Annotated in this window: 23 protein-coding genes; 10 read left to right on the forward strand and 13 right to left on the reverse strand. The window is 51.0% G+C overall.

The features are described 5' to 3' along the window. Window positions 1-273: 273 nt before the first annotated feature. The 3 genes from KJS40_RS10855 to KJS40_RS10865 all read left to right on the forward strand — a co-directional run bounded on the left by KJS40_RS10855 (window position 274) and on the right by KJS40_RS10865 (window position 3,665). Window positions 274-627 carry a hypothetical protein gene (locus KJS40_RS10855; protein WP_213537687.1) on the forward strand — a complete coding sequence of 118 codons (354 nt, stop codon included), beginning with the start codon at window positions 274-276 and terminating at the stop codon, window positions 625-627. Between the two features lie 69 nt (window positions 628-696). After that, the gene (locus KJS40_RS10860) at window positions 697-1,857 is read left to right on the forward strand and encodes a zinc-dependent alcohol dehydrogenase (protein WP_213537689.1); all 1,161 of its coding nucleotides are present in this window, start codon (window positions 697-699) and stop codon (window positions 1,855-1,857) included. A 617-nt stretch (window positions 1,858-2,474) separates the two neighbouring features. Continuing rightward, a complete protein-coding gene (locus KJS40_RS10865) occupies window positions 2,475-3,665 on the forward strand; it encodes a glycosyltransferase (protein ID WP_213537697.1) in 1,191 nt (396 codons plus the stop codon). Window positions 3,666-3,835: 170 nt separating this feature from the next. Here KJS40_RS10865 and KJS40_RS10870 read toward each other — a convergent pair whose 3' ends face one another. From KJS40_RS10870 to KJS40_RS15390, 5 genes are all read right to left on the reverse strand, one after another. Continuing rightward, window positions 3,836-5,389 (reverse strand): hypothetical protein, encoded by a 1,554-nt coding sequence (locus tag KJS40_RS10870; protein ID WP_213537699.1) that lies wholly within the window; start codon window positions 5,387-5,389, stop codon window positions 3,836-3,838. Window positions 5,390-5,779: 390 nt separating this feature from the next. Then, window positions 5,780-6,049, reverse strand: a complete 270-nt coding sequence (locus KJS40_RS10875) for a hypothetical protein (protein ID WP_213537700.1) — start codon at window positions 6,047-6,049, stop codon at window positions 5,780-5,782. 91 nt (window positions 6,050-6,140) lie between these two features. After that, the gene (locus KJS40_RS10880) at window positions 6,141-6,485 is read right to left on the reverse strand and encodes a hypothetical protein (protein ID WP_213537702.1); all 345 of its coding nucleotides are present in this window, start codon (window positions 6,483-6,485) and stop codon (window positions 6,141-6,143) included. 94 nt (window positions 6,486-6,579) lie between these two features. Then, a complete protein-coding gene (locus tag KJS40_RS10885) occupies window positions 6,580-6,897 on the reverse strand; it encodes a hypothetical protein (RefSeq protein ID WP_213537710.1) in 318 nt (105 codons plus the stop codon). A gap of 115 nt (window positions 6,898-7,012) precedes the next feature. Then, a complete protein-coding gene (locus tag KJS40_RS15390; protein WP_244859557.1) occupies window positions 7,013-7,735 on the reverse strand; it encodes a PEP-CTERM sorting domain-containing protein in 723 nt (240 codons plus the stop codon). A 369-nt stretch (window positions 7,736-8,104) separates the two neighbouring features. Here KJS40_RS15390 and KJS40_RS10895 point away from each other — a divergent pair, with 369 nt between their 5' ends. The 4 genes from KJS40_RS10895 (at window position 8,105) to KJS40_RS10915 (ending at window position 10,258) form a co-directional block, all read left to right on the forward strand. Then, complete coding sequence (locus KJS40_RS10895) at window positions 8,105-8,356, forward strand: helix-turn-helix transcriptional regulator (protein ID WP_213537712.1); 252 nt, start codon at window positions 8,105-8,107, stop codon at window positions 8,354-8,356. Between the two features lie 14 nt (window positions 8,357-8,370). Next, window positions 8,371-8,592, forward strand: a complete 222-nt coding sequence (locus KJS40_RS10900; protein ID WP_213537714.1) for a hypothetical protein — start codon at window positions 8,371-8,373, stop codon at window positions 8,590-8,592. Between the two features lie 134 nt (window positions 8,593-8,726). After that, the gene (locus tag KJS40_RS15490; protein ID WP_213537717.1) at window positions 8,727-8,924 is read left to right on the forward strand and encodes a putative molybdenum carrier protein; all 198 of its coding nucleotides are present in this window, start codon (window positions 8,727-8,729) and stop codon (window positions 8,922-8,924) included. 476 nt (window positions 8,925-9,400) lie between these two features. Continuing rightward, on the forward strand, window positions 9,401-10,258 hold the full coding sequence (locus KJS40_RS10915) for a PA4780 family RIO1-like protein kinase (RefSeq protein ID WP_213537719.1): 858 nt from the start codon (window positions 9,401-9,403) through the stop codon (window positions 10,256-10,258). Window positions 10,259-10,577: 319 nt separating this feature from the next. On the opposite strand, the gene KJS40_RS10920 is transcribed toward KJS40_RS10915, so the two are convergent. Continuing rightward, entirely contained in the window at window positions 10,578-10,850 is a 273-nt protein-coding gene (locus KJS40_RS10920) for a hypothetical protein (RefSeq protein WP_213537721.1), read from the reverse strand. A 227-nt stretch (window positions 10,851-11,077) separates the two neighbouring features. Between KJS40_RS10920 and KJS40_RS10925 the strand changes: the two genes are divergently transcribed. The 3 genes from KJS40_RS10925 to KJS40_RS10935 all read left to right on the forward strand — a co-directional run bounded on the left by KJS40_RS10925 (window position 11,078) and on the right by KJS40_RS10935 (window position 12,787). Then, window positions 11,078-11,731 (forward strand): hypothetical protein, encoded by a 654-nt coding sequence (locus tag KJS40_RS10925; RefSeq protein WP_213537723.1) that lies wholly within the window; start codon window positions 11,078-11,080, stop codon window positions 11,729-11,731. 83 nt (window positions 11,732-11,814) lie between these two features. Continuing rightward, window positions 11,815-12,321, forward strand: a complete 507-nt coding sequence (locus KJS40_RS10930) for an RES family NAD+ phosphorylase (RefSeq protein WP_213537725.1) — start codon at window positions 11,815-11,817, stop codon at window positions 12,319-12,321. A gap of 31 nt (window positions 12,322-12,352) precedes the next feature. Next, window positions 12,353-12,787 carry a GFA family protein gene (locus KJS40_RS10935; RefSeq protein WP_213537727.1) on the forward strand — a complete coding sequence of 145 codons (435 nt, stop codon included), beginning with the start codon at window positions 12,353-12,355 and terminating at the stop codon, window positions 12,785-12,787. Between the two features lie 95 nt (window positions 12,788-12,882). Here KJS40_RS10935 and KJS40_RS10940 read toward each other — a convergent pair whose 3' ends face one another. The 7 genes from KJS40_RS10940 to KJS40_RS10970 all read right to left on the reverse strand — a co-directional run bounded on the left by KJS40_RS10940 (window position 12,883) and on the right by KJS40_RS10970 (window position 18,645). Beyond that, the gene (locus KJS40_RS10940) at window positions 12,883-14,337 is read right to left on the reverse strand and encodes a putative sulfate exporter family transporter (RefSeq protein WP_244859558.1); all 1,455 of its coding nucleotides are present in this window, start codon (window positions 14,335-14,337) and stop codon (window positions 12,883-12,885) included. 33 nt (window positions 14,338-14,370) lie between these two features. Further along, on the reverse strand, window positions 14,371-14,637 hold the full coding sequence (locus tag KJS40_RS10945) for a DUF5395 domain-containing protein (protein WP_213537729.1): 267 nt from the start codon (window positions 14,635-14,637) through the stop codon (window positions 14,371-14,373). A gap of 4 nt (window positions 14,638-14,641) precedes the next feature. Further along, on the reverse strand, window positions 14,642-14,845 hold the full coding sequence (locus tag KJS40_RS10950; RefSeq protein ID WP_213537731.1) for a hypothetical protein: 204 nt from the start codon (window positions 14,843-14,845) through the stop codon (window positions 14,642-14,644). 404 nt (window positions 14,846-15,249) lie between these two features. Continuing rightward, window positions 15,250-15,828, reverse strand: coding sequence for a methylated-DNA--[protein]-cysteine S-methyltransferase (locus tag KJS40_RS10955; RefSeq protein ID WP_348529522.1), 579 nt, complete (start codon window positions 15,826-15,828; stop codon window positions 15,250-15,252). A gap of 282 nt (window positions 15,829-16,110) precedes the next feature. Next, complete coding sequence (locus tag KJS40_RS10960; protein ID WP_213537736.1) at window positions 16,111-17,598, reverse strand: DVUA0089 family protein; 1,488 nt, start codon at window positions 17,596-17,598, stop codon at window positions 16,111-16,113. A gap of 1 nt (window position 17,599) precedes the next feature. Beyond that, window positions 17,600-17,863, reverse strand: coding sequence for a tyrosinase family oxidase copper chaperone (locus KJS40_RS10965; protein WP_213537738.1), 264 nt, complete (start codon window positions 17,861-17,863; stop codon window positions 17,600-17,602). Window positions 17,864-18,144: 281 nt separating this feature from the next. Beyond that, window positions 18,145-18,645, reverse strand: a complete 501-nt coding sequence (locus KJS40_RS10970; protein ID WP_213537740.1) for a methylated-DNA--[protein]-cysteine S-methyltransferase — start codon at window positions 18,643-18,645, stop codon at window positions 18,145-18,147. Window positions 18,646-18,677 lie beyond the last annotated feature (32 nt).

An 18,677-nucleotide genomic window follows, 5' to 3' on the forward strand; every position in this document is an offset into this window, starting at 1 on the left:
ACCCTAACCGATTGGAATGGTTGCCCGCCCGGTTTGAATTCGGATGGACGCATCGTTATAGCAACGAGCAAACCCCTATTAGGATGCAGCCCGTCCACTCATTAATGCGCTGGTAATATCCCGGAAACCTGTTTCTGTTTCTCTTTCAATAAGGATCATTTCCTCCTGCTGCCCCAACGTTCATATGCTCCCCCTAAGTGCGATGCCGCACCGAAAACGGGAAAGCCCGGGCGTAACGTCTTATTGTTATTTAGCTCAACATCAGGAGCAATCATGAAACGCTATTCAATATTTATGGCTCGGCCCCTGGTACTCGCCAGTGCATTTTTCCTGGCACCGGGACTGGCTTATGCCCAGGTTACACCGGGACCAGGGGGTTCCATCGTTGGGCAGCCGCCCGGACAAAACAACAATATTATCGGACAGCCAGTTCCGGGTCAGAGTGGCCCCACTCCATATCCACCCGTGTTAGGGAGTCAACCTGACTCAAGGATAATTACGGGCACTAATCCAGTGAAGGACAAATTGAATCGGGCGAATAGAGAAGCCGCCGATATAGATCGGGACGGCAGGATAAGTCCGGAGGAAGCTTCAAGGATCCCGCCCGGTACTCCCGTGATCAAGTAGGCCGCCTGCCAGCGTCTACTAACTGGTCACCCGTTTTTTTCCTGGAAAACGCCATGGAGGAAAATTCGGATGCATGCGCTTACCTATCACGGAAGTTATGACGTTCGGGTGGATACCGTACCTGATCCGATACTTCAGGAACCGGACGACGTCGTTCTTAAAATTACGGCGACTGCAATCTGCGGATCGGATTTACATCTATATCGAGGGAAAATACCCGAGCTCAAGGATGGCGACATCCTGGGCCACGAATTTATGGGGGTGGTTGTCGATGCCGGATCCGAGGTCGCGGCGCTACAGAAAGGTGATCGGGTAGTTGTGCCGTTTGTCATCGCCTGTGGCGAATGTTTCTTTTGCGAGAAACAGTTATTTTCAGCATGCGAGACAACAAATCCGGATCGCGGCACAATCATGAACAAGAAGAACGTGCGCTCAGGTGCGGCGCTCTTTGGCTATACTCATCTGTATGGAGGTGTACCCGGCGGTCAGGCGGAATATGTGCGCGTGCCAAAGGCCAACGTCGGCCCGATCAAAATCCCCCAAACGCTCGCCGACGAACAAGTCCTATTCTTGAGCGATATTCTGCCGACCGGTTATCAAGCCGTACTTAACGCCGATATCGGCCCGGGATCAAGCGTTGCCATCTTTGGCGCCGGCCCTGTCGGTTTGATGGCAGCCGCCTGCGCTCGCATGTTGGGTGCGGACAAAATTTTCATGGTCGACCATCACCCGTACCGGCTCGAATTTGCCCGTGAAACATATGGCATTTTTCCCATCGATTTTGATGAAGTCGACCCTGCTGAAGTCATTATCGAAAATACCTCATTCAGGGGTGTTGATGCCGCTATCGATGCAATAGGTTTTGAAGCGAAAGGCAGCGCGCTCGAAACCGTAATGACCAATCTCAAGCTTGAAGGCAGCAGTGGAGTCGCACTACGCCAATGTATTGCTGCCGTACGCCGTGGAGGTACGGTCAGCGTGCCCGGAGTTTATACCGGTTACATACATGGATTTCTGTTTGGTGACGCTTTTGAGAAAGGCTTGATATTCAAGATGGGCCAGACTCACGTACAGCGTTTCCTGCCCGAACTGTTGGATCATATCGAATCGGGGAAATTGCACCCCGATGTCATCATCAGTCATCGTATGCCCCTTGCTCAAGCGGCCGCTGCCTACAAGATTTTCGACAGGAAAGAGGACGATTGCCGCAAAGTTGTTCTCACGCCCTAGCAGCCTGTCGGACTTGAAGAATCGCAGCGAAAAAGTGACTGAGGACAGATTTCGAGGATTTTGAAGGTCAATAGTTATTCTATTGACCGAAAAATCGGCGAAATATGAACCAGACAGACGCTTTTGCAGCCGATTTCCTTCAAGTCCGACAGGCTGCTGGTATCAATCAAACACCACCTGGTTTTCAGGCTCCCACATGCATCATCACCCCGCAGTTGGCGCTTCTACCATTCCGCTGCTCTACATGGTCTCCGCTCAAACAATATACATAAACACGGCTGTATCCGCGCTCAAGAGCATGGGCTTTGCTGTGGCTCTATAAATGCCGCCACATCGAAAGGGCAAATGTACGTTATCGCACAGTAGCGTTCTCTAAAAACCTTGATCATTGCACTGTTGAGTACGTATAGCCGGTATACATAAGAACGATGCCGATATCGGACACCAGCTGAATCGAATCCTGATCAGCGCCTCAACCGCGAAGCTTATGCAGTGTATTCAATGAACGCGACCTGATAGTGAAACATCACGTTCTAATTGGCTAATCAGGCTATGCAAGCCTGGACCACATCAATGGCGCAGGGCAACTCAAGCGCCGTTCACTCAAGGAGCCGTAAATGACGACCATTATTGTTTTTTCCCACCTTCGCTGGGACTCTGCGTATCAACGGCCCCAACATCTTCTGTCAGGATTAGCGGAAAATTACAAGATAGTTTTTATTGAAGAACCGGTTTTCCATGAACATGACAGCTTCCTTGAAACATCCATTCCCGGACCAAACATAATCGTACTCAAACCTCATACGCCGGTCGCGGCACCTGGTTTTCATGATGAGCAATTGCCGCATTTAATCAAACTGATGCGTCAATTTGTCGGCATCGACGAAGAACACCTGGCCTGGTTTTATACGCCAATGGCATTACCGCTACTGCAGGAGCTAAACCCTTCTCTCGTGGTCTATGACTGCATGGACGAACTCGCCGCTTTCAAAAATCCCCCAAAACAGATGCTTCAGCGGGAAAATGCATTACTGAAAGTAGCCGATCTTGTTTTCACCGCAGGCCCCAGTCTTCATCGGGCAAAGCAGGGGCGCCATGCAAATGTTCATTACTTTCCTAACAGCGTTGATCTGGTACATTTCAAACAAGCTCTTGATCGCACCCACGTGCACCCCGCACATGAAGATATTCCGGGACCGAGACTTGGCTATTATGGGGTAATTGATGAGCGAATTGATACAGAACTCATCGGCCGCATCGCCGATGCGCATCCGCAATGGCAGATCGTCCTTGCTGGACCGGTGGTAAAAATAGATCCGGCCACATTACCGCGGCGGCATAACATTCATTATCTGGGACAACAGCCTTATAAGGCGCTACCACAATTTCTGGCTGGCTGGAACGTGTGTTTGCTGCCATTCGCAATAACCGAATCGAGTCACTTTATCAATCCCACGAATACGCTCGAATACATGGCGGCCGAGCTGCCCATCGTAAGTACGCCTGTCGTTGATATTGTAGATCTTTATGGAAATGTGGTGTCTATTGCGCACTCCTCGCGCGCTTTTATCAAGGCATGCGAAACTGCATTACTGACAACCCCGGAAGAACATAACCAGGATATCGTCAAGATGAGAGAAATGGTGTCGGAAACCTCGTGGAGCACTACGGTAGAAAAAATGCACGAGCTGGTGCAGCTCACGCGCGAGCAAAAAGAAGAGTCAAGCAGCGCTAACCGCCACAGCCTGAACCGGGCTTATCCCGTAGGCACGCAGTTCAGTCAACGCTGGCAAATAAAAAGCGCGTAACCCAGCTTGGGCATTCTAGCGGGCGAAGCATCGGACAATACTGATGTTCATCGAAGTAAGCGGTTCTTCTGGTTTATATGTACACATTTACACAGGCTGCTGAGGGTCGCTGCATGGGCTCTGACAGCTCTGCGAGGGATTGCACCAGCAGCTTTCGCCTCCTTGTTTGATTACGCCGATTTGTATATCTGGTAGGCAGGATTAGGCGAGCCGGGCACTAGCTCGAAGTTATCCAGAATGTACTGATGGATTAGCGGATGTGTATTACGGAAACGCAATTCCTCTCGTCCATCGAGCGGCAGATCGTATATCAAAATAAAGCCGGGGTTAGCAGCCCGGATGCGTTCAATCTCCAGCTGCTGAAAAACTTCATTTCGCGGAAACAGGGCATAGATCTCCCACATAGGAGATTTGCTTGCCAGCAATGGATAGGCTCCCGGCCAAAAAGGGGCAGCAACAAAGCTCCGGCTATGCGGCGCATATTCGTCAGCCAGCTTTCGAAGCAGGCGGATATCGCTTGCAGTGTCTGGAGCGACGTTCAGTTCGTTGCCGGAAACTTCGACATACACGCAGTGCTTGCTGGCGCCACATTGCCAGCCTGGATGAAGGACAAGCATCACCCACAGGCTTGCTCCACCCAGCAAGAATACCGAAGGCCATTTGATCCTGGCGGGCTGTGCAGCCAGCAGCGCCAGACAGCCCATTAATAATGGAAAAATACCTTGCGCAAGATGACCGACATCAGCGCGGGAATAAGCATAATGTGCGTAAGGCAGCGCCAGAAATGCGGTTGCAACCAGCACTGGTGCAACCGGTTTTTGACGGAATTTTTGCCAGCCCACCCATGCAATTGCAAGGATACCAAACGCAATTGTCCCGATAAAAAACAAACCGACCAGTACTCCATGAATCGCTTCCCTGACCGATATTGAGCCGAATGGCACTTTCCAGGGCCAGGGAACCGGCAAAGGAAGATTAGTGGCCTTGACTTCGAACAGGAAGCGGATGCTTTCCCAAAAGGCCATGGCGAAACCGGGCACCAGCAGCACCATGAGAAGCACAGGGGTAAAACCGACGATTACGCCGGCAGTCCAGAGCATAAGCCCCCTGATAAACCCGGGCTGATCCACTCGTTCGATTGTTAGCCAGGCCATGACGCCGAGACTGCCAAAAACGCCATATACACCGTGATTGCGGCCAAAGACAGCTACTAGCCCTATACACATGCCAGCCAAAAAATAACGCATGCTTGTTGGCTTGCGAACCAGGAAGACCAATACACCGATCAGCAGAATGGACAGCGAAATATCGAACAGCTTATGGCGCGGAAACATCCATAGCGCCAGTATGACTGCTGCAAGCAACAGGTAGGCGAAGCTCTGGTTTGTGGTACTTCGAGCGATCAGAAGCAGGCCGGCGAATAATCCAATCACTTGAAAAACCGCCACCGCGCCACGCAAAGCCATAATGCCGTTGTCGCCCCACAAGCTCATGAGAACGGCAGACCAGTAATAGCGGCCCGGATCGTAGGACATGAAATCCCGGAGAGGCACCTCGCCCAGTATTACGCGCTGAGCGCCGTACCAAAGATAACCTTCATCCCACAGGCTGAAGCCCTTATGCCCTTGCCATAAGAAGAGAGCAAATACGACAAAACTGGAAAGAGCCAGTATTGACGATGCTTGAAGTGTTTTGTGTCTGCTTCCTTGATGCTTGCTAAACATTGATGTCTACAGACCCAAGGAGAGGGAAAACAGACAATTATTATTGCATATTTTTATCCTTGCTCATCCCCATCCTGCTCCGCCCTTGTCCGTCCGCTGAGGGCTTTTTACAAGATGTCATGCAGCAAGCCTCCGGTCGCGGCGCAATCCTAGCTGCATAATGTTGCCGTCATATTCTTAAGAAAGGTTCCGAAAGATTTTCGGAAGGCGTTAAGAAAATTAAGCGGTGCTTAGCAAGCGCCAGGCGATGCGCACGGTTACCCACGTTATCCGAATTGGGTGATAACCGGCATCCCGGATTTTACTTTCGAAAGAGAAAACCAGACGACACCGATTGCACCCGCATGAAGCTATATGCCAAGAGCAATTTTCATAGGCTGCATTTGTATTTCAGCCTAGCCCTTGTCCATGCCTGGAGCTGATGGGTACTTCCGCGCGCCTGATTTCACGATCTTTTTTAAGGGCGGGGCCAGCTTTGTCGCGGTATTTATCATCCATTTTTTGTTGTTTCTTATCCTGACCGCCATCCAGCTTGGCCGGCACCTGTTCGCGCATCTCACGATCTTTGTCCGAGACTGGCGCTTTCTCGTCCGCCGCAACGCCAAAGCTGGAAATAACCATGAAACAGGCAGTAATGAAGGCGGAAATAGTTTTGATCATTTTTATATCTCCTATTCTGACCTTAAACCTCAGGTTTATAACGGCCATGAATTAAAAGGGGCGGAGCAGGCGTCAGAGAGGCAGCTCCTTCTTAATACTCCCTTTTGTCTCCATCATTGGTTGAGTCCGTGCCGGGCTTGGCCTCGTTTTTCATGTCGTCCTTGCTTCCTCTGCGATCCCCTTTTTTTGTTGCGGCGTCGCTTTTATGGGGCTCACCCTTTTTGATGACGCCGTATTTCTGCCCTGTGGGCGTTTCCCCTTGCTTGTATTGATCATCCGAAGATTGCCCAGGCATGGGGCTATCCATTGGCCCCTGCTGGGCATGAACTAAATTCGGTGCGGAAAAGGCCAGCATCAACCCGGCGATGCTTAATGTCAGCCCAGCCAAAGGTCGAGAATGCGGCGACGCCTTTTCTGATGTTGAACGATAGTTCATGACTTGCTCCTTGATCTCTCCAGCAATATTGCTGTGTGCCAACGATACGTCATGTTCCCCCGTCTATTCAGTGCGCTACCGCACGGGAGGGGGCCTAAGGTGGCGGCTCCTCGCCCGTACCCTGGCATTTTATTTCCCACACGAGGCGCGAGGAGATTACCGCCCCAATCTGGTTGAAGGTGGGAACCGATTCTTCAGAGATGAGCGTATATTCCGACAGGCACAGATTCTTGGCATCGATATCCAGCCATTCGGCAGCCCGCAGCCTTGATTCCGGATTGCCATCATATAAGGTTGTAAGGGAATAAACGCTTGAACCGTCTTCGGTTCTGACAGGTTCGTGATCGCCTGCTGTCGAAGTGCAACCAGCCAGAGCAGAAATCAGGAACAGGAAGATTTTCAGTGGGTTCAAAATCGTAGTGTATTGAAATTTGGAAGATCGACAGTAGACTTACGTCACATCTCACGTGTTAAAAAATGAAAAAACCACGAAAGGACTTTTGTCCCTCTGCGGCTCGGCATCAACTCTACCTAAAAGCGTTTTTGTGATGACGCCCCATGAAGCCCAGCAGACCAAGGCCAGCCAGGAACATGGCGTATGTTTCGGGTTCGGGTATGGGTGATACCGTGTTGCCGATGAATGCGGTTGGTAAAGCTCCAACTCTTTGATCACCAAAAGAATAAGTAAACGAAAGATCAAATCGTTTTGTTTCGTTGGGTGCAAATGCGCCTAATGAAAAAACAGGAATAAGGTCAGTCGAATTGCGGGTTTCTGGAGGGAAAGGTGCGTCGGTACAACTGATCGATCCGCTCTGGCAGGGTTCGGTCAATGGAAGCTGCTGATTTCCAGTCAAATCGGCCAGATTCCCCATGAGCACGGAGCTGGCGACTGGACTTGTCAAGCTAACAGTGAGGCTGGTGCCGGTGTTGTTGAAGTTGTTGGTATACCAACTATTTAGATCATTACGCCATTGCATGGGCAGGTAGGTGGTGGAATCGTCGACGTTCGGCCATGCGAAAGGAATAGCGAAGTTCAATGCCGGCAAGGGGCTGGTAGTGTCGTTCCGGGCAAAAAGGTTTTGATAGGTGACAACGTTGCCGATAATACTTCGTGTCGTTAATGAGTCTCCGTCCCACGTCGAGGAAGGATCATCCTGAAAAGTAAATGCTGTTGCGGGTGCGGCAACGATGATGGACGTGGCTATCATCGCCAAGCCGAATAATCTACTTATAAAATTATGAGTGTTCATTATCATACCCTTAACTTACTGGTTATTTATGATCCATTTATGCAACATAGGCTTCCAGACCTAGGCCATGCAATAGACCAAGTGGACTATTCAAACGAGAAACGCCAAGAATAGCCACATCCATGCAGGGCGTCGCACATGAGAGTACAAACTCGTGGCCAAGCATGAAACATAGTGCAGCATTTCACAAAGTGCAAATAGGGCCGATAACCGATATACAGCTGCTTACGGATAGATATAAGTATCCGTATTTACCGCTGAGCCCATACTTGACTTTTCCTACCCAGCTTAATAAACGGAGTGTGAGCGAGCACTGTTTGCTCATTTAGTGATATTAGTTGATCGAACTCGATTAATAATGCCTCCGAAATGATCACCTGTCGACTATCCACCATCCTTGGAGCCAAGCGGCTCAAAGTTGCCGATGTTTGCCGTGCAACGGGTATTGCCCGAGCCACGCTGGACCGGTACTACTATGACCGGGTAAACAGCTTTGATCGCGCGGTGTTGGAAAAGCTTTGCAGATTTTTACAGGTGAAACCAGGGGACTTGCTCACAATGATCGAGCAGAAAGACTTGTTTGAGACTTGGGTTGCACATGCTCCTGCTGCTGCGTTATAGGCGGAAGATAAAGCATGATAGAGCGTGAAGTGAAACTTCTACTTGACGCTAATGCGGTAAAACAGGTGCAGGTGCATTACGCCGTCATGTCCGACGGTTATATGGTCGTTATTGACGGCAAACCCCTGGAAACAGGAAAGCGTGAAACCCGCGAATTCAGGACACTTGATGCAGCGGCTAAATTGCTCTTCAAGATTGGAATTGCGAATTTTTCGGTTAAGCTCAAGACGAGTTGAAGTGCAGTGATTCAGAAAATCATATCAGGTGGGCAGACCGGAGTCGACCGCGCCGCGCTGGATTGGGCTATAGCAAACGATATCCAACATGGCGGCTGATGCCCGGCTGGGCGGCGCGCAGAAGATGGGGTGGGATGGTTCCCAGTTTGTATTGCCTGCGCGAAACGCCGGAGCGCAACTACCGGCAGCGTACCCAGTGGAACGTGCGCGACAGCGATGCCACGCTGATCATCACGCCAGCGGCAGAACTCACCGGTGGATCACAGTTCACACAGGAATGGGCTCAGAAAATTGATCGGCCATGCCTGCATGTTTATCGCTGTAACGAGTGACGTGAATGGATCAGGATTTTCTTCGAAACAAACTCGACCTCAATATTGAATGTGGCAGGGCCGCGTAGTTCAGGTGCGGCAGGAATTCAACCCAGATAATTCATTAGGCGGCTCTGCGAGCCTACGCGAGTGCTGGCGGTCAGTTTGCGGCCATTTTCGCCGCCATTTTTGCTACCTGCGCGGCGTCCATAGACCAAGATATGGACTTCTCCCAACCGGCAAAACTGCCGCAACCTGCCTCGCCATCATCTCGCGTCCTAATGAATTATCTGGGTTAAACAATTTGTTCATGAAGTGCTGGATGAAATGTTAGCGAATTCATCTGACAAGAAACGTTCTTATGACATCGAACCGAAGATAACCATCAAATAATTGGGGTTTTTTATTTCGCATTTGGGATAATAAGAAAATAACCCGTGGTTTCATTCGCACCGACATGAGACATGGAATCTTTCTCCAATCGAGCCAGTACACCTATGAAGACCCCGAACAGAATCAAGCCACTCGTTGAAGAGGGGCTGGTGGACATGGTAGTCCGCCAGCTCATGAGCGGCAAAGAGGCCATCATCTACGTGGTTAAGTGTGGTGGAGATATACGCTGTGCAAAGGTATACAAGGAGGCGCATCAACGCAGCTTCCGGCAAGCCGCGTCCTACAAGGAAGGCCGCAAGGTGAAGAATAGTCGGCAAGCGCGTGCCATGGAGAAAGGTTCGCGATACGGGCGCAAGATGCAGGAAGAAGTGTGGCAAAACGCCGAGGTCGATGCGTTATACCGTCTTGGCGCCGCCGGCGTGCGGGTGCCACAGCCTTATGGCTGTTTTGAAGGCGTGCTGCTAATGGAACTGGTGACGGACGCGGAAGGTAACGCGGCACCCCGCCTCCACGATGTGGAGCTCAATGAAGAATTGGCGCTGGACTATCATGCAAAACTACTCTACCAGGTTGTTCTCATGCTGTGTGCCGGGGTCATTCATGGCGACCTGTCTGAATATAATATCCTGATCGACCGCGACGGGCCCGTCATTATCGACCTGCCTCAGGCTGTTGATGCAGCAGGTAATAATAATGCCAGCGCGATGCTTGAGCGCGACGTCGCCAACCTGACGACATTTTTTAGCACCTTTGCGCCTCAGCTTGCCACTACCCAGTACGGCAAGGAAATCTGGGCTCTGTATCAGTCCGGGTTGCTTCGCCCCGACACGCCACTGACGGGCCGTATCGAGGTTGATAATCGACCTGCGGACGTTCGCGAAGTCTTGCGAGAGATCGAGCAGGTTAAAAAGGAAGAGGAGACGCGGCTTCGGTTTCTGCAAGAGAGGACGATGTCAAAATAGTGCTAACCTATCTCGATTTTTCGTCTTCCACGGACGTGCCGCACGCTACCAAGCTGGTCAGCAGGGAACCCGCATCGGGAATTTGAGCCGAACGTCGCCGTCTACGATTGTGGAATAGCCAAGCATACTCTGTCAGGGCGTTATCCCGACAAATCCCATTACGGCTTATCGAGCAAGCCATCGGCACTCCTTCAGCCTGTTCTGGAAGGCGAGACCGGTGTAGTGACTAACCCCGTCTCGCCGATGGGTTAAGCTCCCCCCGAAGGTTCCCTGTTGCGATTCCCGATCTTAAAAACTCATCAAGAAACCGTGGACACTATTATTGCTTATATGGCTTCTTGTCCATTACTTCCTGATCTCTGTATTCGTATTTCTCTCCCGGCGATAAATCCTTGGGAAACTGTTCTTTCATGACCTCAGAGGTTGAGCTTGGCTGCTTCCCATACTTGTCTCCATCCTTCTTATCTTGAGAAGAGCTTGGTTTAGCCATTGTTTCCTTCTTCTTGTCAGATCCATCCGATCCAGCGATTGCGCTGAAGCTGCAAACAGCCGTGAAGGCGGTGAGAATAACGGTCGATATAAGTTTTTTCATTTCAAGCTCCCAAGAGGTAGTTGCGGTGATAGATAAAAATATGTGCTTCAACATGCCTGTGTAGAAACAATTACAAACAATACGCATACCCCTCGGTGTTATCGGTACGCTACCGCACGGTAGCGGATTGTGGCGGCACAATTGTCAAGCTCAATTGAAAATTGCTTGACGAACTTGACGAACTTGATCGGTGGTGTAAACTGATATTTCGTCAGGAGGAAATCAACATGTCAACCAAAACCATGCGACAAGGACAGGAAAGCCTCGATCAGATAGTGAGCGATTTGTTCCCTAAGGAAGCGACCAAATTCTCGCGCGCGTTGAATGATCACATGGTTAACCTGGTCAATGAAATAGTTCAGGAGGTCGTAGCTGACACGCTTCAACGTACACGAGCCGCCGTCACTGAAAAGTTTTCATTGCCCGGGCATCAGACACATACGTTCGATCCCGGCACAACGATTGACTGGACAACACTCCGGCCCGTAGGTGGAGGTGTTGCTGCAGCCGAGGAGGAAGGCAGTCGTTTCAAGCAGGAAACCTGGTCGAACGATGAAATGCTGACGTCTGATGAAGCAGCGAGCCGAATGAGCATGAGCCGTGAAGCACTTAACAACCGGCGGAAATCAGGGCGGGTTTTAGCGCTTGAGGCGGGGAAGCGTGGCTATCGCTATCCTTCGTGGCAGTTCGAAGATGCGCTTATCCCGGCCATGCCCGATGTCTTGAAAGCGCTGTCGCCTCTTGATCCCTGGGCGCAATATCTGTTTTTCAAGCAACCGGAGCCTTTGCTGAAAGGTGAAGTGCCGTTGAATTTGCTTCGCGAAGGAAAGCTGGATGAGGTAACGCGAGTGGCTCGCCTACTGGTGGCGGAAGCGGATTGATGAAGGCCCTGCCAGCATCTTTTCCTGTCACGTTGCCGCTACATACTTTTACAGAGGCGGCTTTTTTTCGGATCTGTAAAACCATGTATTCAAGCAGCGAACCCGGGTTTCGTGCGGCAGGTACTTACCGTTTTGATTCGCCGGATCAGAGCTTCGGCACCCTCTATTGTGCTCGCAACTTTAAAACGTGTTTTTTTGAGACGATTGTTCGCGATCGTCCCGATCTAAAAATCCCCGCCGCTGACTACAACAATCGATCGGCGGTACAATTGCTACTGGATACCCTTAAGTTAAAGCTCGTTGCCATTCACGGTGACGGGGCTCAAACACTTCGGCTCAACCTGGCGGAGCTTGCAGGCGCCGATTACACTTACCCGCAGGCGTTAGCGAAAGCCATCCATGACCACGCGAGTGAGCCGCATGGAATGGTATACCGCTCGCGTTTCGATGATGATGCCTTGGCAATGGTATTATTTGAGCGTGCCAAACCGCATGTTCGGATATTCCCAAGCAGTACGCCGGTTGCATTATCAGATGCGAAGGAACTCGGTGACGCAATTCGCAATACCGTTCCTTTCATTCTTGTCTGACCATTCTTACAAAATTGGTAAGTACATTACGATGAACAACGGAAAAGCTTATAAAGGCAGTTGTTTTTGCGGCACGGTCCAGTTTACGGTCAGCGGTGAACCGGTTGCAATGGGTTATTGCCATTGCGAGTCGTGTCGAAGCTGGTCGGCAGGGCCTGTCAACGCCTTCACTTTGTGGAAACCCGAAGCGGTGCAGATCACGCTCGGCGCAGAAAACATCGGCGTTTACAACAAGACACAGCGCAGTTATCGCAAATGGTGTAAAACTTGCGGGGGCCACATCTTCACCGAGCATCCAGGCATGGGACTCACGGATGTGTATGCAGCAGTCATTCCGGACTTTCCGTACCACCCCGGCGTTCATGTGCACTATCAGGAGAAGGTATTCCGCATCGAGGACGGGTTGCCGAAGATGAAGGACCTTCCGAAAGAAATGGGGGGCTCGGGTGTCAGCATGGCGGAATAACATGAGTGGCGCTTCAAGCTTCATAACCCAGCAGGCGTTCCAACCGACCAGCCACCCGAAAAAACGGCGTCAAACCCCCGCTCTCCGGAAGCGTGTCAAAGAGTAGGCGGCATCATGCCGCGATGAAATATCCACGCAACACCATAAGCGATCGGGGCGATGATCCCGAACAAGGCAATTGCATAAAGTAACGCCAGTTTACCCATTCCCCTGAGTTTGCTGAAATCGGTTATGACGCCAATGCTGAGGAACGTCAGCATGAACATCATGGTTCGCATGGACCCTTCCACTGGGGTCGCAGCCTCATGCAAAGTTTTGGCAATTTCCGGTCCGGTGGAAGCAATGGCGATATATGAAAACCACACCAGGAGATAGCCCAGCACAAATTTGGGAAAACGGTGCCAGATTTCCATGAGTCCGATTTTAGATTGCCCAGGTTGACGCTCCACTTTGTATACCCATACAAGCGCCAATACAAAAGCCCAAACGCCGATAAACATATCGATCCAGATTTTAGTGGTCAGCGAAGCCATTAAAATCCAGCCTTCCTTCCATCTCACACCCAGATTAGCCTCGGCGTTTGCCCGCATTAATTCATCGAGCATCGCTCCTGCTGCTGCATCCGCGCCATCAGTTTTGACCGTCAACCCCAGAGCAGACCCATTAACGATGGGCTGGTTTGGGGCTATTGCGGTATAAAGACCTGGCAGGACGATGAGCTCGAACATGGCGAAGATTACAACCAGTATCGAGACGACGACTGGAATGACCGGGCGGGCGCGGATGGCACCGGCGGTGGCAATGGCAGCTGATACGCCGCAAATGGAAATGCCGGAAGCGAGTACGGCCGAAGCATCGCGTGATAGATGAAACACCCTACGGCCGAGCGCATACACAATGGGCCAGAACAACATGTACGCAACAAAGGTAGCTGCAACACCGGTCACGACCAGCTCGGTAATGAAACCGGCCGCCTCGATGGACATGACACCAATTTTTATACCCAGAAACACGATTGCTGTTTTGATAAACCATTCCGGTTTCGCAGCTTCACTGAGGAACCCGGCAGTACCCTTGAAAAAATTTCCGATAATCAACCCAATCAAGAGGGCCAGTAGATAAGAAAATCCACCTCCGAGAGACAATCCCCAGGATAAGCCGAATTTGGCGAACTCATTAACCGATACCTTGAAATGGGCTTCCTGTCCAACGATCCATATTGCCCAGGTCATCACAAAAAGGATGGTCCATCCGGCGAGGAACCGTTTCAGATCGAATTTCATCGCCCACGCCGCCACACAAGTCAACGTGGTAAATACCAGATAGGTTACCAGCCATGAAAGTGTCGGATGCCAGCCTAGTTTGCCGCTGGATTTCAATACACCTTCAAGAGAAAATTCTCCCCATACCCAGGTGCTGGGTTTCGCCATCCAGCCGGTCAGGTCCAATCCCCAGAGTGAACTGACGCTTGCCAGAAACATGGTGAGCCCCAGCCAGACAGCCCACCAGTCTTCTGTTCCTGCCATGCCGGAATACCATTTTCTATTCATTTCACTTATTTCCTGCTCCGGTTTACTGCGCTTTCAGTATGTTGATTTCAAATCCAGCCGGATGTAGCGGTTGAAGTAATGAGAGGCGTACTGCCGTATCCAGGTCGGGATACAGTTATAGTCAAAAACCATGAATACGGTAACCTGACTATTCTCGGGAAATAATTGCTTATCCAGCAGGCATCGGGTCAGTTCCTGGTCCAGTTTGAGCAAAGTCTCGCCACAAGCTTCGAAACTTTGATGGTATGCGATCCAGTTGACGCCATCATGTACCAACCGGACCTCCAGATCGGCTTCCATCGATTTATCCGGGGAGCAGAAACAAGTCCACCAAAACACCCAGGATTACAAGTCCCGCGATACCGATGCCTATGCTCCACAAGCACAGCTGGGTTTCCCACTTTTCCCAAGGTTCCGGTTCCCCGAGAACCGACTGATTGGATAATAACTTGCCGACATTCTCAAAAGATTGATCGGCAACCGCATTTTTTTTATCATTTGTTGTCATCGTGTTTCTCTATAAGGACCTCTTTTTTATTCTAACGCAGGTCAAGAAGAATACCGATAACGCCAGCACAGAGCTATCTATAGCATCGCCCGAGCAACAGGTAAAAGAGAAGCATTAACAGTCAGCGATACTCTATGAGCGATCTTGCTCAAGAGTTACTTCTCCAGCTAGGTTTCAGGAGTAATTCCGTTCGTGGCTCCGTGCATTGGGTGACCGACGAAGGGAGTTCAGTCAAGGATATTTGACAGAAATATCTTGATCAGAAAGTAAGGAAATGAAATCGCGGGGGATCTATGGGGGCGGGACTCGATTGATCCTGAATTGTTCTGACCACCTACTTAAGCCCGTGCGGACATGTCCTACTACCACCATCCCTCAACTCGTGGTGTAGCTGGGCGACGCGTTCAAACCACGGTTTGCCACGTATCACCACTTTCCAAAGTGAGCAGCAGCTTTTTTGTTCCGAGTCCTCCGGCAAATCCTGTGAGATCGCCAGATGTACCTATTACGCGATGACAGGGAGCAATAATTGAGATCGGGTTTTTTCCGCTTGCAGCACCGACTGCCCGAACTGCCTTTGCGTTGCCGATTTGTATCGCGATTTCACGGTAGCTGCGGGTTTCTCCAAAAGGAATCGTCAGCAGCGCTTCCCAAACCTTTCTTTGAAATTCTGTCCCGACGAAGTCGAGCTCAAGCTCAAAATAGTTTCTTTTCCCTGCAAAATACTCATTCAGTTGCCGTTCCGTCTCTGCCAGAATCGGACTATCTTTCTCTTCGTGCATCGGGCCAAGCCGTACTCGATTTGGTTTATCCTGTTCCCACAAGATTGCGGAGAGCTTTGATCCGTTTGAGACAAGCTTTAATTTGCCAATGGGCGAATCCACGATCTTGTATACATATGACATATGCCGCCTCCTTGTGATTGAAGAAGTGCCATCTACCAGCGATTCATGGCGATTTTTTGTCCTTTGCAAGATACGCATTCACTATATATCCATGTTCAAAAGCAAGAAACGTGTTTCTTGCTTTTGAATTTTTATTGTGTAAAGCAGCCACAGTACCAGATTTTTGGGCCTCACCATCTCACGCGCTGGCCGGCGCCGGCAGTTGGACGGGGTGGAGTGAGCGGTTTTGGGGGTGCAGAGCAAGGCGCAACGACGCGGAAGGCGTCGATTTCTCCTCGGCGGATGGCCGAACTTAGCCTGTGCTGCTCGCTGCAAATGCAGAAAGGATGAGCTCTATCCAGGATAATGCGGAATGCGGGATCAGTCTCTCACCGAAATGCTGTAAGAACCCGTGCCGGTTGGGCTGTAGTGCCTGACCTGGGCATAGTAAACGCCAGACGCAAGGTTGACGGCAATCCTTGAATTGGTTCCGGGACCGCTATCATCATCCTGGGTGATGAATGTGACCGGATTATCGGGGCCAAATAATGTAAGGAAACAGTCGGTGCTGCCAGCGGTCTCGATTGTATAGGTGCCGGGATTCATTACCGTGAATGTATACATATCCCTCTCATTTGCAGCAGCGATCGTTCCCTGCACTGCCGGACCGTTCACCTGAATGGTTAGGATACCTGGCTGGGGTGCCGATCCGCTTACCGAGATACTATAGTTCCCGACTGATGAGCCGCTGTAGTGCCGCACGCGTACATAATACGTACCCGCCGACAGATTTCTTTCAATCCGCGAATTCGCGCCTGGTCCGCTGTCGTCATCCTCAGCAATGATTGCTGCCATGTCGTTGGGGCCATACAGGGCCGTCACCACATCGGTTGAACCTTGCGTCCCAATGACATGGCTTCCTGGCGTAGTCACGACGAAACTATATATATCGATTTCTCCTGCCTGCCCTATCGAGGCCGAGGTAGCCGGCGCGCCCACGGTAAGGGGCACGACCTCTGGAGACACCACCCCCTCATCGTCATACGTATAGCCGAGCGCATGATGATCGAGAACGCTTAGCGGCGTAGGCGGTGACGCCTCATTGTCCCACGGCGGCATGGGATCGTCCCTGCCGTGACCCGCCACCACATTGGGAGTACCGCTGGGCGGCAAATAAATTGCCGCAGGATTTTCCCTTTGCCATTCCGCCCATAGCCGATCGATATTGCAATGGTGCAGCCAGAACACCGGGTCATTGGGAGATGCCATAGCCATCATCGACCCGCCAACCCACATGTGCCCCGGATTGTGAATGACCGATTCCAATCGATTACGAAAACTTGTGTTAGTGCTGCTATTGGAGTTCCAGGGTGCGGAATCATACGGAACCACATTCAGGGTGGCACTGACACCCTGCTGAGTCGGCAGCGATCCCATTGCGCCAAAAGCGCGCGTAAGAAAAGTGGTTGTATCGCCGGGATCACGGACCGTAAGCGTCCATTCTCCGGTCGAAAATGCAAAGGGGCCGGTGGTAACCTGCCGGCTGGCGCCCGTTCCATTGCCGCCCATGAAATTCGAGGCCCAAAGCGAGGCTCCCGCCGTCCTGTCGACTGTCCAATCCCAGTAGGGTATGGAAACACTTGAATCGATCTGCTGGAGAGCAAGCTCGAACCTGCGAAGATACTCCCGGTGCCACGGCAAAAATGCTGGGCCGCGGTGCGCAGGATCATTGGGGCTGGCCATAAAGGCGGCGCGATGTTGAGCAACGAACATGTCGTAGTCGCCGTTTGCCTTCAGCGCTTTCACCGCAGCAACGAATGCTGCTTTCTCGGCAGTTGTCAGGCTGGACTGGTTTTTTCGGATCCCCATGTTATTCCCCCGTTTCCCTGTAGTCGATAATCTTCCTGGCTAAATCGACTGGCGAAGGTTGGGGGTCGAAGGCAAAGCCGGATGCAATATATTTTCCACCTGCATCACGCACCGTGAAGATTCGCTCCCCATCGATGTATAGTTCAGTCCCCTCGGCGCCCGCTTCGTCTTCTCTGATCCCTGCCGTAGCTCTCGCGGTAGAAGCTTCCGCTCCGGTTCGAAGGATAATCTCCCGACCCTTATAGGTTTCACGTTGCTCCGCCATTTTTCCCCCTCGCAAATATGAGTTCCAAACCAGATCAAAAACCCAACACGTCACATGAACTGGCTATTTTTAATATAGATCATCTCATTGAAAATGCCAGGAAAGCTGATGCGCCGAATCGCCCCAGATCAAATATAACCGAAAAAAAGGGGAATCTATGGAGGGGAATCTATGGGGTCGAACTCGATTGATCCCGAATTGCTCTGACCACCTACTTAAGCCAGCGCGAACATGCGCTACCGGCATATTCCTCCAGCTCGTGGTGTAGCTGGGCGACACATTCAAGCTACGGTTTGCAACGTATCACCACTTTCCAAAGTGAGCAGCAGCTTTTTTGTTCCGAGTCCTCCAGCAAATCCTGTGAGATTGCCAGATGTACCTATTACGCGATGACAAGGAGCAATAATTGAAATCGGGTTTTTTCCACTTGTTGCACCAACTGCTCGAACTGCCTTTGCGTTGCCAATTTGTATCGCGATTTCGCGATAGCTGCGGGTTTCTCCAAAAGGAATCGTCAGCAGCGCCTCCCAGACCTTTCTTTGAAATTCGGTCCCGACGAAGTCGAGCTCAAGCTCAAAACAGTTTCTTTTCCCTGCAAAATACTCATTCAGTTGCCGTTCCGTCTCTGCCAGAATCGGACTGCCTTTCTCTTCGTGCATCGGGCCAAGCCGTACCCGATTTGGTTTATCGTGTTCCCACAAGATTGCGGAGAGCTTTGATCCGTTTGAGACAAGCTTTAATTTGCCAATGGGCGAGTCCACGATCTTGTATACATATGACATATACCGCCTCCTTGTGATTAAAAAAATGCCGT

Origin of the sequence: Nitrosospira sp. NRS527, from assembly GCF_018406445.1 — a bacterium.
Classification (GTDB): Bacteria; Pseudomonadota; Gammaproteobacteria; order Burkholderiales; family Nitrosomonadaceae; genus Nitrosospira; species Nitrosospira briensis.

Coding starts and splice junctions, on each gene's coding strand:
- KJS40_RS10855 (WP_213537687.1), top strand. CDS start 274: ATGAAACGCTATTCAATATTTATGGCTCGGCCCCTGGTACTCGCCAGT.
- KJS40_RS10860 (WP_213537689.1), top strand. CDS start 697: ATGCATGCGCTTACCTATCACGGAAGTTATGACGTTCGGGTGGATACC.
- KJS40_RS10865 (WP_213537697.1), top strand. CDS start 2,475: ATGACGACCATTATTGTTTTTTCCCACCTTCGCTGGGACTCTGCGTAT.
- KJS40_RS10870 (WP_213537699.1), bottom strand. CDS start 5,389: ATGTTTAGCAAGCATCAAGGAAGCAGACACAAAACACTTCAAGCATCG.
- KJS40_RS10875 (WP_213537700.1), bottom strand. CDS start 6,049: ATGATCAAAACTATTTCCGCCTTCATTACTGCCTGTTTCATGGTTATT.
- KJS40_RS10880 (WP_213537702.1), bottom strand. CDS start 6,485: ATGAACTATCGTTCAACATCAGAAAAGGCGTCGCCGCATTCTCGACCT.
- KJS40_RS15390 (WP_244859557.1), bottom strand. CDS start 7,735: ATGAACACTCATAATTTTATAAGTAGATTATTCGGCTTGGCGATGATA.
- KJS40_RS10895 (WP_213537712.1), top strand. CDS start 8,105: ATGATCACCTGTCGACTATCCACCATCCTTGGAGCCAAGCGGCTCAAA.
- KJS40_RS10900 (WP_213537714.1), top strand. CDS start 8,371: ATGATAGAGCGTGAAGTGAAACTTCTACTTGACGCTAATGCGGTAAAA.
- KJS40_RS15490 (WP_213537717.1), top strand. CDS start 8,727: ATGGTTCCCAGTTTGTATTGCCTGCGCGAAACGCCGGAGCGCAACTAC.
- KJS40_RS10915 (WP_213537719.1), top strand. CDS start 9,401: ATGAAGACCCCGAACAGAATCAAGCCACTCGTTGAAGAGGGGCTGGTG.
- KJS40_RS10920 (WP_213537721.1), bottom strand. CDS start 10,850: ATGAAAAAACTTATATCGACCGTTATTCTCACCGCCTTCACGGCTGTT.
- KJS40_RS10925 (WP_213537723.1), top strand. CDS start 11,078: ATGTCAACCAAAACCATGCGACAAGGACAGGAAAGCCTCGATCAGATA.
- KJS40_RS10930 (WP_213537725.1), top strand. CDS start 11,815: ATGTATTCAAGCAGCGAACCCGGGTTTCGTGCGGCAGGTACTTACCGT.
- KJS40_RS10935 (WP_213537727.1), top strand. CDS start 12,353: ATGAACAACGGAAAAGCTTATAAAGGCAGTTGTTTTTGCGGCACGGTC.
- KJS40_RS10940 (WP_244859558.1), bottom strand. CDS start 14,337: ATGAATAGAAAATGGTATTCCGGCATGGCAGGAACAGAAGACTGGTGG.
- KJS40_RS10945 (WP_213537729.1), bottom strand. CDS start 14,637: ATGGAAGCCGATCTGGAGGTCCGGTTGGTACATGATGGCGTCAACTGG.
- KJS40_RS10950 (WP_213537731.1), bottom strand. CDS start 14,845: ATGACAACAAATGATAAAAAAAATGCGGTTGCCGATCAATCTTTTGAG.
- KJS40_RS10955 (WP_348529522.1), bottom strand. CDS start 15,828: ATGCGTATCTTGCAAAGGACAAAAAATCGCCATGAATCGCTGGTAGAT.
- KJS40_RS10960 (WP_213537736.1), bottom strand. CDS start 17,598: ATGGGGATCCGAAAAAACCAGTCCAGCCTGACAACTGCCGAGAAAGCA.
- KJS40_RS10965 (WP_213537738.1), bottom strand. CDS start 17,863: ATGGCGGAGCAACGTGAAACCTATAAGGGTCGGGAGATTATCCTTCGA.
- KJS40_RS10970 (WP_213537740.1), bottom strand. CDS start 18,645: ATGTCATATGTATACAAGATCGTGGACTCGCCCATTGGCAAATTAAAG.